This is a genomic window from Flavobacterium sp. IMCC34852 (assembly GCF_030643905.1).
GTDB classification, from domain to species: domain Bacteria; phylum Bacteroidota; class Bacteroidia; order Flavobacteriales; family Flavobacteriaceae; genus Flavobacterium; species Flavobacterium rivulicola.
Genome location: NZ_CP121446.1, coordinates 896,952 through 909,991, shown reverse-complemented (window position 1 = coordinate 909,991; position 13,040 = coordinate 896,952). Strand labels below are relative to the sequence as shown.

Genomic DNA, 13,040 nt, shown 5'->3' with positions numbered 1-13,040 from the left:
TTTAGTTATCAACAAAAAAAAGCCAACTCAAATGAGCTGGCTTTTAAAGTATCTGTATAGAAAAGAATTAGTATCTTCCTCTGTTTCCACCACCGTTATAACCACCACCTGAACGGTTGTTGTTAAAACTTCTTCTTTCACCTTCCGGTTTTGGTTCTGATTTATTTACCACAATGGTACGGCCTTCAACAGTTGCACCGTTTAATTCGTCGATTGCTTTTTGAGCCTCAGCGTCATTTTCCATTTCAACAAAACCGAATCCTTTACTTCTTCCGGTAAATTTATCAGTAATAATTTTTACGGAATTAACCGTTCCATAGACCTCAAAAGAATCTCTTAAATCTGCTTCGTCTATACTAAACGGAAGACTTCCAACAAAAATGTTCATATTGTATATTTAAAATTCAGCCACAAAGGTAACCTAAATAAACCGTAAACCGCTATAAATTTGGATTTATTACCATTTTAATAAAAAAAGCCATCCGAAGATGGCTTGTATTGTTTAAAGTAAATTGACAATTATAAAGACGGATAAATCGGAATTCTGTAGAATTCTCCGTATTGGAAATTCATAATAGGACCTCCAAAAGGACTGTTATTAACATTAGCCGCATTGAACTTAAATTTTCCGGAAATGGTCATATTCACATTATCGTACTCGGTAATTTGAATTTCACCATTACTATTCTGTACGTTTTGAATTCTGAAAGTACAATTAACATTACCTCCTGACACCGTGATTAAATCTCCGGCCATATAGGCGTTACCTCTTGAGGCAAGGGTTAATCCTGTCACTACTCCTGAACTATTAGCCGTAACATTAACTAACAATCCGCTTCCCGTTCCGCCGGTTGTTGGCACAGAAGAACCACTGGTATATCCTGTTCCGCCTGAAACTATTGTAAAAGTTGAAACCGGTCCCGGCACCATCGTTGTAGCATATTCTAAATTTATGCCATCCAAACTTGAAGTATAACTCGCAGCATTATTGGTATTGGTTGTACCTAAAATATAAGTACCTAAGTTGGCATTGGTAGTACTCAAAGTAACTTGCTCATACTCGGTTAAAGCTTCTATTGTAAGTCGGCCTGCCGATGACAAGTAGGCTCTTGCGTCATTGGCTCTCCAATAAACATCATCCTTCAACCCCTGAAAACCCGGGTCGTTGGATTTCAAGTCTTCTTGACAAGAAGTCATTGCTGCCGCAACTAAAATAAGGGACAAAATTCTTTTCATTTTTTCAATGTATTTCTCCACAAAAATAACTTTTTAATATAAAAATGCTAATTAAATTTTAAAAAAATAACGTTAAAGTTAGATAAGACAAGAACTTAAGTCTAAAAATATAACTTTCAATTAGTTTGTTTCCAAAAAATAACTATCTTTGCGCCCTTAAATAACCGAGGTCGAGTACCTCAAATTAATCAAAAAGATTATGTCAGTAAAAATTAGATTACAAAGACACGGAAAAAAAGGGAAACCTTTTTATTGGATCGTAGCTGCTGATGCTCGTTCAAAAAGAGATGGTAAATTCTTAGAAAAATTAGGCGTTTACAATCCAAACACTAACCCTGCAACTATTGATTTAAACCTTGACCAAGCGGTTCAATGGTTACACAATGGTGCTCAACCAACCGATACTGCCAGAGCTATCCTTTCTTACAAAGGTGCTTTGATGAAACACCACCTTGATGGCGGCGTTCGCAAAGGTGCTTTAACGCAAGAACAAGCTGATGCTAAGTTGGCTAAATGGTTAGAAGACAAAGCCGGTAAAGTAACCGCTAAAAAAGAAGGTTTATCAAAAGCACAAGAAGCTGCCAAAGCCAAAGCTTTAAAAGCAGAAAAAGAAGCTAATGACAAACGTGCTGCTGCCGCTTTAGAAGCTGCAAAAGTAGAAGAGGAAGTAGCGGAAGAAGTTGCCGTTGAAGAAACTGTAGCAGAAGAGACTGCTGAAGTTGTTGCTGAAGTAGCGGTTGAGGAAACTCCTGCTGCGGAAGAAGCTCCAGAAGTGGTAGCTGAAGAAGCTCCTGCTGTTGAAGAAGCTCCTGCTGCTGAAGAAACAAGCGAAGAAACAGAAGCTTAACATTTTAGGCAATCATGCGTAAAGAAGATTGTTTCTATTTAGGTAAAATTGCCAAAAAATTTAGTTTCAAAGGGGAAGTTCTCATCTATTTAGATACCGACGAACCCGAATTATATGAAGATATGGAATCAGTATTTGTTGAATTCAACAAAGATCTGATTCCATTTTTTATTGAAAACAGTAACCTGCACAAAAACGATTTCCTTCGCGTAAAGTTTGAAGATGTCGATACTGAGGAAGAAGCCGACAAAATGATTGGCTGTGAAATTTATCTTCCCCTAAACATGTTGCCCAAACTGGAAGGCAACCAATTCTATTTCCACGAAGTCATTGGTTTTGAGATTGAAGATAAGCGTTTGGGCGTTTTTGGAAAAATAGTTTCCATTAATGACTCATCTGCCCAACCACTTTTTGAAGTGGTTAACGGCGCTGTAGAAATTCTTGTCCCAATGATTGACCAATTTCTGGTAAAAATCGATAGAGAAAACAAAAAGGTCGTGATGGATTTACCGGAAGGCTTAATCGAAATGTACTTGTAAAAGTTAATTCGGTTATTCGTTCATTTGGTTATTTGTAAAACCCCAAACACCTCTATGTTTCAATTCAAAAAATTTACCGTTAACCAAGACCGTTGCGCTATGAAAGTCGGCACCGACGGCGTTTTGCTTGGCGCTTGGGCTCCGATTGACCATCGTCCGTTTTCGGTATTGGATATTGGCGCCGGAACCGGAATTTTGGCTTTGATGCTGGCTCAAAGAAGTCATGCCGAGCAAATCGATGCCATCGAAGTTGACGAAAATGCCTTTGAACAATGCGTAGAAAACTTTGAAAATTCGCCATGGAATGACCGCTTGTTCTGTTTTCACGCTTCACTCGACGATTTTATGGAAGACTTGGAAGACGAAGAATATGATTTAATTGTTTCCAATCCGCCATTCTATAGCGAAGATTACAAAACCGAAAGTGAACAAAGAGATTTGGCGCGATTTCAAGACGCTTTGCCATTTGAAGATTTGATGGAAGCCGCTTCGGTTTTACTTTCTGAACATGGTATACTCGCTGTGATTATTCCTTATAAAGAAGAAGCCAGATTCATCTCCTTAGCCCAAGAATGCAACTTGTTTCCGTTAAAAATTACCCGAGTTAAAGGTACACCGACTTCCGAAACCAAAAGAAGCTTACTCGCATTTTCCTTTGCCGAAAAAACCAATTTCCCTATCGATGAACTCATCATTGAAACAGCTCGTCATCAATACACGGAAGGCTATATTACCTTGACTAAAGATTTTTATTTGAAACTGTAAATCAGTCCGAAACCAGCAGTTCAACATTTAAAGAATAACTCTTGCTTCTTTTCCATTCTTCTTGAAAATACCAACTGTCCGTAAATTCATTTGTGACATCAATCGAAATTAACGGCTCATAAAAAAAGCCGTTAGGGTGACTATTATCTTTACTGTAGTTTTTATTCTGTTCCAACAACGGATGCTGAATAATGATAAAAATTCCGTTGGCCGGATATTCAATATTTAAGGCGTTCAAATCGGCCTCAACTGTATGCGTTCCTTTTTTAAGTTTGTAAATAAGAGTCTCCTTATTCAGTATCTCGTTTGGCTTCCCATCATCGCCAACCGAATACACCATCACACTGATTAATCGGTTTTTAGAAGTTGCTGTGGCAAAAAACTTGGCTTTACTGAGATACTTTCCTTTGATTCCGTTATTGGGAAAATATTTGGCGGTCATCGCCATTTTGGTGTCCCATTGAACACCATAATGATTGTCGCCTCTTTTGGCTTTGCCCAGTTTTAGTGTTTTCTCGAATTTGCGTTGGACCAACTTTACTTCAGCTAAGTCAATTTTATTAGGGCGAAGCAATATTTCGGGGGTAATCTCGGCAATTGTATCGTGATAACCGACACAAGTGATTTTAAAAAAGTTAGTCTTATCATTGTCATCAACACTAAAAACACCCGTAGAGTCGGCAGTTCGATAAAGTGATTCGGCTTTCCAGATATTGGCATAAGCTACCGGCATTTTGGTCTCTTTGTCTTTTAAATGCACTGCCGTTTGCGCCTGAAATAAAGTACACACCAAACAAAACAACACCGTTATTTCTTTTCTCATAAGATTAATTAAAAGGAGTTCCAAGATACCTTTTTTAAGTTTAACTTTTTGTACTATAATTTTTAACAAATTCTTCGGAATATGCACTGACCGCTTTGTCTAATTTAGTATTGACAGTTTTCAATTCAAAGTCTATGGTGAAAATTACTTTTGGGTTCTTTCTTTTCTTTTCCATTTTGGGTTTTTCGCAAAGCGGAAAGCTACTTCAAGGCAAAGTGTTGTCAGAGGGGAAAGTTGTTGGTCTGGTTGATGTGGTCAATATGAATTCGAAGAAAAGCAGCACTAGTGATGGCGAGGGAAACTTTAGTCTTTGGGTTACAGCCGGTGACGAACTTTATTTTCTTACTAAAGACTACGCCGATTTAAAAATGGTGATCACGCCAACTGATTTAAACCAAAATCCTCTGGTTATCAGTTTAAACAAGAAACCTGTTGAACTGGAAGATGTTGAAATCGTCAAAAAGTCGAGCCTAAAAGTGCAAATCACTCAAGGTGATATTGATGCCATCAAATTATCCAAACAAGCCAATGCCCTTAAGGTCACTAATGTTTATGACGGCACTATTGAAAACGGGGTCGACTTTGTGAGAATGTTTAAAGGCATCGCGAATTGGTTCAAAAACAAAGACAAAGAAAAACCCGAAAAACCACTACCGCCGATTACTTTTAAAGACTATCTAGCCGGGCATTTTGACGAAGCTTTTTACCTTACAAAACTCCAACTTAAACCCGAAGAAATTGCCTTATTCATTGCTTATTGCGAAGCGGATTCAAGAGCTAAACCTTTGGCTGAACGACAAGACCTATTGGAAATGGCCGACTTTTTATTTGAAAAAAATAAAGAATTTAAGAAACTCGAGCGTTAATTTAAAGCCGACTACCCTAGCCCAGATGGAAGCGGCATCCTTTTTCTTTTTTATTTAAAAAAGAAAAAGATATAGTGGACAGCTGGACCCGAGCTCCTGACAAGGAGTGAACTGGCGAAGCAAAAAGCTTCAAAAAATTATAACAATTGTTGATTGAGATTTTAAGTAAGATTATGTAGCTTTGCAAACGATTTCGTAACTGGTTTTGGCTAATTACTAATCACTAATTACTAATCACTTTTAGAAAATGAAACCAGATTTATTTCAAGCTCCCGATTACTATAATTTAGATGATTTATTAACGGAAGAACACAAATTAGTGCGTGATTCTGCTCGTGCGTGGGTGAAGCGTGAAGTTTCTCCTATCATTGAAGACTATGCACAACGTGCCGAATTTCCTAAGCAAATCATTAAAGGTTTGGGAGAAATTGGTGGTTTTGGACCATACATTCCGGAAGAATACGGCGGTGCCGGTTTAGACCAAATTTCGTATGGTTTGATCATGCAGGAAATTGAAAGAGGCGACTCGGGTGTGCGTTCTACCTCATCGGTACAATCATCTTTAGTGATGTATCCGATTTGGAAATTCGGAACCGAAGAACAACGTCAAAAATATTTACCCAAATTAGCCACCGGAGAATTCATGGGTTGTTTCGGATTGACCGAACCTGATCACGGTTCAAATCCGAGTGGCATGACCACCAACTTCAAAGATATGGGCGACCATTATTTGTTAAACGGTGCTAAAATGTGGATTTCAAATGCACCTTTTGCTGACATCGCCGTAGTTTGGGCCAAAAATGAAGAAGGCAGAATTCACGGCTTAATCGTAGAGCGAGGTATGGAAGGCTTTACTACTCCTGAAACGCACAACAAATGGTCACTTCGTGCTTCGGCCACCGGTGAATTGATTTTTGACAACGTAAAAGTACCGAAAGAAAACTTAATGCCCGGAAAATCAGGTCTTGGCGCACCAATGATGTGTTTGGATTCTGCTCGTTACGGAATTGCCTGGGGGGCGATTGGTGCTGCAATGGATTGTTATGATACGGCTTTGCGTTATGCAAAAGAAAGAATACAATTTGACAAACCTATTGCCGGAACCCAATTGCAACAAAAGAAATTGGCAGAAATGATTACCGAAATCACCAAAGCACAATTGTTGACTTGGCGTTTAGGTGTTTTGAGAAACGAAGGCAAAGCGACAACCGCTCAAATCTCTATGGCAAAAAGAAACAATGTAGATATGGCAATTAACATTGCTCGTGAAGCCCGTCAAATTTTGGGTGGTATGGGAATCACCGGTGAATATTCTATCATGCGTCATAGTATGAATTTAGAAAGTGTAATTACTTATGAAGGCACACACGACATTCACTTACTGATTACCGGTGCCGATATTACCGGTATTCCGGCCTTTAAATAAAAGATTAAACAATCAATAAAATTGATACAAAATGCTTCTCTTTTCGGAGAAGCATTTTTATTTTTGTTATGTGAAACCCGATGCGTTTCGGTTACGTAAATTCTATAAAAAAAGCTATGACTATTTCTATTATTAACGAAAAAATACACCCGCAGAAAAACAGTTTACTGCAACATCCGCTTTATGAAAAAGTAAAAACCATAGACGACTTGCATAAATTCCTCGAAAGTCATGTATATGCGGTTTGGGACTTTATGTCGCTTTTGAAAGCCTTGCAAAGCAAATTGACCTGTACCACAACGCCATGGTTTGCCTCGGAGAATCCGGAGACTCGGTATTTGATTAACGAAATTGTTTTGGCAGAAGAAAGCGATTTGACCATTGACGGCAAACGCTTAAGTCATTTCGAAATGTATGTCGAAGCCATGCAAAGTTGCGGCGCTTGTACCCAAGAATTAGAGGCCTTTTTGCAAAAGGTAATTGATACAAAAAATGTCTTCATCGCTATCAAACAAAGTGATTTACATCCTGAGGTGAAAGCGTTTCTCGACTTTACTTTCCGCGTAATCGAAGAAGGTAAAGTACATAAAATTGCGGCGGCGTTTACATTTGGCCGAGAAGATTTGATTCCGAATATGTTTACCGAAATCTTGAAAAACTTCCAACAAAACTTCCCGGATGTTGATTTGTCTAAATTGATTTACTACTTCGAAAGACACATCGAATTAGACGCCGATGAGCACGGACCAATGGCGATGCAAATGATTACTGAACTTTGTCAAGACAACGCTCAAAAGTGGAAAGAAGTGGAAGAAGTTTCAATTATGGCTTTGGAGAAAAGAATCGGACTTTGGAATGCTATCGAAGAAAAAATAGCGTCAAGCTTGGCATTGGTTTAAACCATCGCAGTGGCTTTACCGTAATTGTATTGAAATCATCCTTATGAAATACTCGGCTAAAATATTCTTTTCGTTTTTACTTTGTTTATCATTGATGGGCTGCAGTTCTGATGAAGACAATACCACTACTGAAGTTGTTCCGGTACAGTATAAATACTTGGCTTTAGGCGATAGTTATACTTTTGGTCAGAGCGTTTGCGAAACTTGTCGGTTTCCCGAACAGTTAAAAGACAGCCTTGAGCAATTCTTAAACCCGGAAGATACCTTTAACATCAAACTCATCGCCCAAACAGGTTGGACAACTACAAATTTGAAAACGGCCATTGCCAATGAAAATCTTCAGAATACTTATGATTTGGTTACACTTTTAATTGGTGTCAACAATCAGTACCAAAACAGACCTTTTAGCTTATACGAACAAGAGTTTCCTGAATTGGTTAACATTGCCATTACCAAAGCCGGAGGAGATATAAACAAACTGATAGTAGTTTCGATTCCTGATTATGCTTATACGCCTTTTGGACAAGGTTCAATAGCCATTTCGGAAGGGGTTTATCAATACAATGCTTTTGCAAAAAATTATTGCGAAACTAACAACATTACTTTTGTAAATATTACTGATATCACGCGATTGGGATTGGCACAACCCGAATTAGTAGCCAATGATGGTTTACATCCCTCAACTATTGCCTATTCTAAATTTGTAGAAAGGATTTTGCCTGAGGCGAAAATTAAATTAGGACTTTAATTAAGCTTCCGGAGCCAATTCTATTTCTAATCCGTCAAGGTCTTCAGTGATGTGGATTTGACAACCCAAGCGGCTGTTTTCTTTCACATTGAAAGCTTCCCAAAGCATGGCTTGCTCATCGTCACTTTTCTCAGGCAAAGGGAAATCATTTAATACATAACACTGGCAAGAAGCACACATCGCCATGCCGCCACAAATTCCGATAGTGCCTTCGGGTGCTAATTCATAGGCGCGAACGAGTTCCATGATGTTCATGTTCATGTCGGTTGGTGCTTGCACTTCGTGACTGATGCCTTCTCTGTCGGTTATGGTTATGGTTACGTCGTTTGCCATCTTATTCTATCGATTTTACTACCGCTTTTTCTGCTTCTTTACGAGTACCGTCAAATCCGTCAACGCCGGAAACTGTAGTGTATTTTAAGACATATTTCTTGCCCGGATTCAATCGTTGGTAAACACTTTGGCACATCAATGTCGCTTCGTGGAAACCACAAAGAATCAATTTTAATTTGCCCGGATAAATATTCACATCACCGATGGCGTAAATGCCTTCAATGTTGGTTTGATAATCTAAAGCGTTGTTAACTTTAATCGCATTCTTTTCAATTTCCAATCCCCAATTGGCGATAGGTCCCAATTTTGGTGTCAAGCCAAATAGCGGAATAAAATAATCGGTTACCACATTCATACGAGCACCGTTGACTTCAATGTCCACGGATTCTATTCGTTCCGAACCTTTAAAGCCTATAACTTCTCCCGGAGTGATTAACTTAATTTTTCCTGCCGATTTCAATTCCTGTACTTTTTCAACAGAATCTAAAGCGCCACGGAATTCATTTCTGCGGTGTACCAAAGTTACTGAAGCGGCCACATCAGAAAGGAAAATACTCCAATCCAAAGCAGAATCACCACCACCGGAAATCACTATGTTTTTGCCTCGGTATTTTTCGGGATCTTTGACGAAGTAATCTACGCCTCTATCTTCTTTTTCGTAAAACTCTATGTCTTTTAAGATAGGTTTTCTTGGCTCGAATGTTCCTAAACCACCGGCAATTGCTATGGCTTTGGCCAAGTGTTTTGTGCCTTCATTCGTAGTTACAATAAAACTACCGTCTTCCAGTTTTTCAATGGTTTCGGCGGTTTCTCCTAAGGTAAATCCGGGTTGGAATTGTTTGATTTGCTCCATCAAATTGGTCACCAAATCACCAGCCAACACTTCGGGATAACCGGGAATATCGTAGATAGGTTTTTTGGGATACAATTCTGCTAGTTGTCCACCGGGTTGCGGCAAAGCATCTATAATGTGGCATTTTAATTTTAATAATCCGGCTTCGAATACGGCGAACAATCCGGTTGGTCCGGCACCGATAATCAATATATCTGTTTCAATCATTTTTTGAGGTTCTGAGGTTCTGAGGTTCTGAGGCGCTAAGGTCTTTAAACCGGAACTTTTATTTTATGATTTTTGTCATGCTTAGCAAAGTATGCGTTAGGGATGGGAGCAAGTACCGTGTACTGCGGACAGCCCGACCCGTTTTTTCAACGGGTAACGCCCAACTATGCTACGTTCTCAACAGTTTCTATCTGTGGCGCGTATTTTTTAATTGTTGTTTCCACACCGGCTTTCATTGTGCTGATGCTTAAACTGCAAGAAGTACAAGCTCCTTGAAGACGCACTTTTACGTGCTTTTCATCCTCTATAGAAACCAAACTGATATCGCCGCCATCGGAATTCAGAAATGGTCTGATTTCGTTGAGTGCTTTTTCGATGTTTAAAATCAATTCTTCGTTAGTCATAATTTTGACATTTTAGATGGTTAGATTGTTAGACCTTTTAGATTTTTAGATACTTCATTTTCTGAGTAGTCTAATAATCTAAGAAGTCTAACCGGTCTATTTTTTTACAGCAGAACAACCTGCCATGGTAGTTATTTTGATTGCTTCGGTTGGTGGTAAATCATTGTTTCTGTTTACCGTTTCCTGCACAACATTTCTGGTGATTTCTTCGAAAACCCTTTCGATTACCGAAGCCGTTTGCAACGCTGCCGGACGACCGTAATCGCCAGCTTCGCGAATGCTTTGTACCAATGGCACTTCACCTAAAAACGGCACTTGTAAATCTTCCGCCAGGTTTTTGGCACCTTCTTTTCCGAAGATGTAATATTTGTTATTTGGCAATTCTTCAGGAGTGAAATAAGCCATATTTTCTATGATTCCTAAAACCGGAACATTGATACTGTCTGATAAAAACATCGATACTCCTTTTTTGGCATCCGCCAAAGCTACTGCTTGTGGTGTACTTACTACAACAGCGCCGGTAATTGGCAACGATTGCATAATCGATAAGTGAATATCACCTGTTCCCGGTGGCAAATCAATTAGCATGAAATCTAATTCGCCCCAAGCGGCATCGAATATCATTTGGTTCAAAGCTTTGGAAGCCATTGGACCACGCCAAATTACAGCCTGACTCGGAGCAGTAAAGAATCCGATAGAGAGCAATTTGATTTCGTAGCTTTCAACCGGTTTCATTTTGGATTTTCCGTTAACTTCAACAGAGATTGGTTTTTCGTTTTCCACGTCGAACATAATTGGCATAGAAGGTCCGTAAATGTCCGCGTCCAGGATTCCGACTTTGAAACCCATTTTAGCTAAAGTCACGGCTAAGTTTGCGGTCACGGTAGATTTTCCAACGCCGCCTTTTCCTGAAGCAACCGCAATAATATTGCTGATACCCGGAATGGCTTTGCCTTTGATTTCGTTCGGATTTTGGGTTGGTGTTTCTACTTTGATGTTGACTTTAACCTCAGCATCCGCAGAGAATTTTTCGTGGATTAATTTTTTGATATCGTCTTCCGCACGTTTTTTTATATGCATCGCCGGTGTGGTGATTACTAAATCGACTACGACTTCATTGCCGAAGGTCAGTACGTTTTTTACGGCACCGCTTTCGACCATATTTTTTCCTTCGCCTGCGATAGTAATGGTTTCTAAAGCTGCTAAGATTTCTTTTCTATCTAGTTTCATTTCGAATGATAATTAAGCTTTTCAGTTTCTTTTATTTAAACTGAATTTAGATTGCAAAGATAGTTTGAAAATAGTTAAAAGGGAAAAGGGAAAAGGGAAAAGTTTTTGATGGTTGGATAATTACAATCTATCGACAAAAAACAGCTTGCCAACTGATTACCAACACTACCTACTGCTCACTAATTTCCGGTTGCCAAAAGTGCTTTTCGAAATCTACAATCTGATTATCGATGACTTCAATGCCTTCGTTTTCAAGGAGTTGTTGCATTAAATTGGTTCCGTCAAAATGGTGTTTCCCGGAAAGCACACCTATTCTATTCACCACTCTATGTGCAGGAATATCCTCTCTGCCATGACTGGCATTCATGGCCCAACCTACCATTCGGGCTGAACGAGCTGTGCCTAATGCTTTGGCAATAGCGCCATACGAAGTCACTTTTCCTTCGGGAATTTGTCGGGCAATGGCGTAAACTCTTTCAAAAAAATTATCTTCCATTTTAGCCGTAAAGTAATTTAATCAAAGTAACCACTGCCATAAATGTCGTCACCGAACCTATGACAATATTGATGTTTTGCATTAGGAATTCGGTCTTTTTTTCAATTTTTTTGAAGGCAACAATATAAAGGTAAAAAACACTGAAAGAACCTAAAACCACTCCTATTACAAAAGAATAAACCGGAATTTTATCAAAGCTGAAATAACCGGCGGCAGCCAAACCCATACTCGCAAACACATAGAACGGAATGGGTAACAAATTGAGCATTGACAACAACATGCCAAAAAAGAAACGGTTCGATTTTCCTTTGACGATTCGGTCGGCTTTCAGTTTTTTGGGTTTTTTGGCAATCCAGAAAAAATAGACGCTTAATCCGGTAAAAATAAAAATGCCTATTTCTTGTAAAGTCGCCACAATTTCGTCATGATTACTGATGAATCGGGCAAACATTACGGCGATGAAAGTTTGAAAAAAAACAATCGTAGCCGCGCCGGCAGCAAAGCTTATCGCTTCATTTTTACTCTCTTGCAAACTGATTTTAGCAGCCGTCATATTGATTAAACCCGGAAGAATAACCGCCAAAAACGCAATGCTGAACCCTAAGACAAGAGGCAAAATGTAAGACATCTATTTGATTTTGAAACGAATATACGTAATTGCTTTGTTGATTTCCAAATATTGTTTTTCATAAAACGTTTGGATGCCAATTACTTCCTCGGGCGCTCCTTCATTTTTGTAAACATGATGGTTGGCATACAAAACTTCGTGTCCTTCGCCATGTAATAAGCCTAAAGTATAACCGTGCATAAATTCGCTGTCGGTTTTCAAGTTCACCACACCATCCGGTTTTAAAATTTTTTTGTACAATTTCAAAAACTCGCTATTGGTCATTCGGTGTTTGGTTCTTTTGTATTTGATTTGCGGATCGGGGAAAGTAATCCAAATTTCGGATACTTCTTGTGCGTCAAAAACACCTTCGATTAATTCGATTTGGGTACGAACAAAAGCCACATTGTGCATGCCTTCCTCTACCGCGGTTTTTGCACCACGCCAAAATCTTGCCCCTTTAATATCAATTCCAATAAAGTTTTTATCCGGATATCTTTCGGCTAAGCCTACGGAATATTCGCCTTTACCACAACCTAATTCGATGATGATGGGATTATTGTTTTTGAAAAAATCGCTATTCCATTTGCCTTTCAACGGAAATTCACCGCCTACTACTTCTTCTCGTGTTGGTTGGAAAACATTTTGAAAAGTTTCGTTTTCCTTAAATCGTTTTAATTTATTCTTACTGCCCACAAACTTAAATTTTCGGTAAAATTAAGGAAATAAAAGTCAGTACAAATAAAGTTTTGATAATGTTT

Annotated in this window: 17 protein-coding genes; 7 read left to right on the top strand and 10 right to left on the bottom strand. The window is 38.9% G+C overall.

Annotated features, from left to right (window positions below; translation table 11 throughout):
- Positions 1-67: 67 nt before the first annotated feature.
- Together rbp and P7V56_RS04085 are read right to left on the bottom strand one after the other, a co-directional pair.
- Positions 68-388 carry an RNA-binding regulator gene (gene rbp, locus P7V56_RS04090; RefSeq protein ID WP_171220953.1) on the bottom strand — a complete coding sequence of 107 codons (321 nt, stop codon included), beginning with the start codon at positions 386-388 and terminating at the stop codon, positions 68-70.
- Positions 389-519: 131 nt separating this feature from the next.
- Positions 520-1,236 carry a DUF6252 domain-containing protein gene (locus P7V56_RS04085; RefSeq protein ID WP_171220954.1) on the bottom strand — a complete coding sequence of 239 codons (717 nt, stop codon included), beginning with the start codon at positions 1,234-1,236 and terminating at the stop codon, positions 520-522.
- A gap of 199 nt (positions 1,237-1,435) precedes the next feature.
- Between P7V56_RS04085 and P7V56_RS04080 the strand changes: the two genes are divergently transcribed.
- From P7V56_RS04080 to P7V56_RS04070, 3 genes are read left to right on the top strand one after another with little or no spacing between them, the layout of a single operon-like run.
- Positions 1,436-2,083 carry a 30S ribosomal protein S16 gene (locus tag P7V56_RS04080; protein WP_171220955.1) on the top strand — a complete coding sequence of 216 codons (648 nt, stop codon included), beginning with the start codon at positions 1,436-1,438 and terminating at the stop codon, positions 2,081-2,083.
- A 14-nt stretch (positions 2,084-2,097) separates the two neighbouring features.
- Positions 2,098-2,622: a ribosome maturation factor RimM gene (gene rimM, locus P7V56_RS04075; protein ID WP_171220956.1), complete on the top strand. Its 525-nt coding sequence runs from the start codon at positions 2,098-2,100 to the stop codon at positions 2,620-2,622.
- 54 nt (positions 2,623-2,676) lie between these two features.
- Positions 2,677-3,387, top strand: a complete 711-nt coding sequence (locus P7V56_RS04070) for a tRNA1(Val) (adenine(37)-N6)-methyltransferase (protein ID WP_171220957.1) — start codon at positions 2,677-2,679, stop codon at positions 3,385-3,387.
- A 1-nt stretch (position 3,388) separates the two neighbouring features.
- Here P7V56_RS04070 and P7V56_RS04065 read toward each other — a convergent pair whose 3' ends face one another.
- Complete coding sequence (locus tag P7V56_RS04065) at positions 3,389-4,210, bottom strand: hypothetical protein (protein ID WP_171220958.1); 822 nt, start codon at positions 4,208-4,210, stop codon at positions 3,389-3,391.
- A gap of 134 nt (positions 4,211-4,344) precedes the next feature.
- Here P7V56_RS04065 and P7V56_RS04060 point away from each other — a divergent pair, with 134 nt between their 5' ends.
- The 4 genes from P7V56_RS04060 to P7V56_RS04045 all read left to right on the top strand — a co-directional run bounded on the left by P7V56_RS04060 (position 4,345) and on the right by P7V56_RS04045 (position 8,149).
- The gene (locus P7V56_RS04060; RefSeq protein ID WP_171220959.1) at positions 4,345-5,076 is read left to right on the top strand and encodes a BamP family beta-assembly machinery protein; all 732 of its coding nucleotides are present in this window, start codon (positions 4,345-4,347) and stop codon (positions 5,074-5,076) included.
- A gap of 247 nt (positions 5,077-5,323) precedes the next feature.
- On the top strand, positions 5,324-6,502 hold the full coding sequence (locus P7V56_RS04055) for an acyl-CoA dehydrogenase family protein (RefSeq protein WP_171220960.1): 1,179 nt from the start codon (positions 5,324-5,326) through the stop codon (positions 6,500-6,502).
- Between the two features lie 116 nt (positions 6,503-6,618).
- Positions 6,619-7,401 carry a DUF3050 domain-containing protein gene (locus tag P7V56_RS04050; RefSeq protein ID WP_171220961.1) on the top strand — a complete coding sequence of 261 codons (783 nt, stop codon included), beginning with the start codon at positions 6,619-6,621 and terminating at the stop codon, positions 7,399-7,401.
- A 43-nt stretch (positions 7,402-7,444) separates the two neighbouring features.
- Complete coding sequence (locus tag P7V56_RS04045; RefSeq protein WP_171220962.1) at positions 7,445-8,149, top strand: SGNH/GDSL hydrolase family protein; 705 nt, start codon at positions 7,445-7,447, stop codon at positions 8,147-8,149.
- On the opposite strand, the gene P7V56_RS04040 is transcribed toward P7V56_RS04045, so the two are convergent.
- From P7V56_RS04040 to trmB, 7 genes are all read right to left on the bottom strand, one after another.
- Positions 8,150-8,482: a 2Fe-2S iron-sulfur cluster-binding family protein gene (locus P7V56_RS04040; protein WP_171220963.1), complete on the bottom strand. Its 333-nt coding sequence runs from the start codon at positions 8,480-8,482 to the stop codon at positions 8,150-8,152.
- 1 nt (position 8,483) lies between these two features.
- The gene (locus P7V56_RS04035) at positions 8,484-9,542 is read right to left on the bottom strand and encodes an NAD(P)/FAD-dependent oxidoreductase (protein WP_171220964.1); all 1,059 of its coding nucleotides are present in this window, start codon (positions 9,540-9,542) and stop codon (positions 8,484-8,486) included.
- Positions 9,543-9,706: 164 nt separating this feature from the next.
- On the bottom strand, positions 9,707-9,946 hold the full coding sequence (locus P7V56_RS04030) for a NifU family protein (RefSeq protein ID WP_171220965.1): 240 nt from the start codon (positions 9,944-9,946) through the stop codon (positions 9,707-9,709).
- A gap of 96 nt (positions 9,947-10,042) precedes the next feature.
- Positions 10,043-11,176, bottom strand: coding sequence for an Mrp/NBP35 family ATP-binding protein (locus P7V56_RS04025; RefSeq protein ID WP_171220966.1), 1,134 nt, complete (start codon positions 11,174-11,176; stop codon positions 10,043-10,045).
- Positions 11,177-11,345: 169 nt separating this feature from the next.
- On the bottom strand, positions 11,346-11,672 hold the full coding sequence (locus tag P7V56_RS04020) for an MGMT family protein (protein WP_171220967.1): 327 nt from the start codon (positions 11,670-11,672) through the stop codon (positions 11,346-11,348).
- 1 nt (position 11,673) lies between these two features.
- Positions 11,674-12,300, bottom strand: a complete 627-nt coding sequence (locus P7V56_RS04015; RefSeq protein ID WP_171220968.1) for a lysine transporter LysE — start codon at positions 12,298-12,300, stop codon at positions 11,674-11,676.
- The gene (trmB, locus tag P7V56_RS04010) at positions 12,301-12,975 is read right to left on the bottom strand and encodes a tRNA (guanosine(46)-N7)-methyltransferase TrmB (protein WP_171220969.1); all 675 of its coding nucleotides are present in this window, start codon (positions 12,973-12,975) and stop codon (positions 12,301-12,303) included. It lies immediately after the preceding gene.
- Positions 12,976-13,040: the final 65 nt, after the last annotated feature.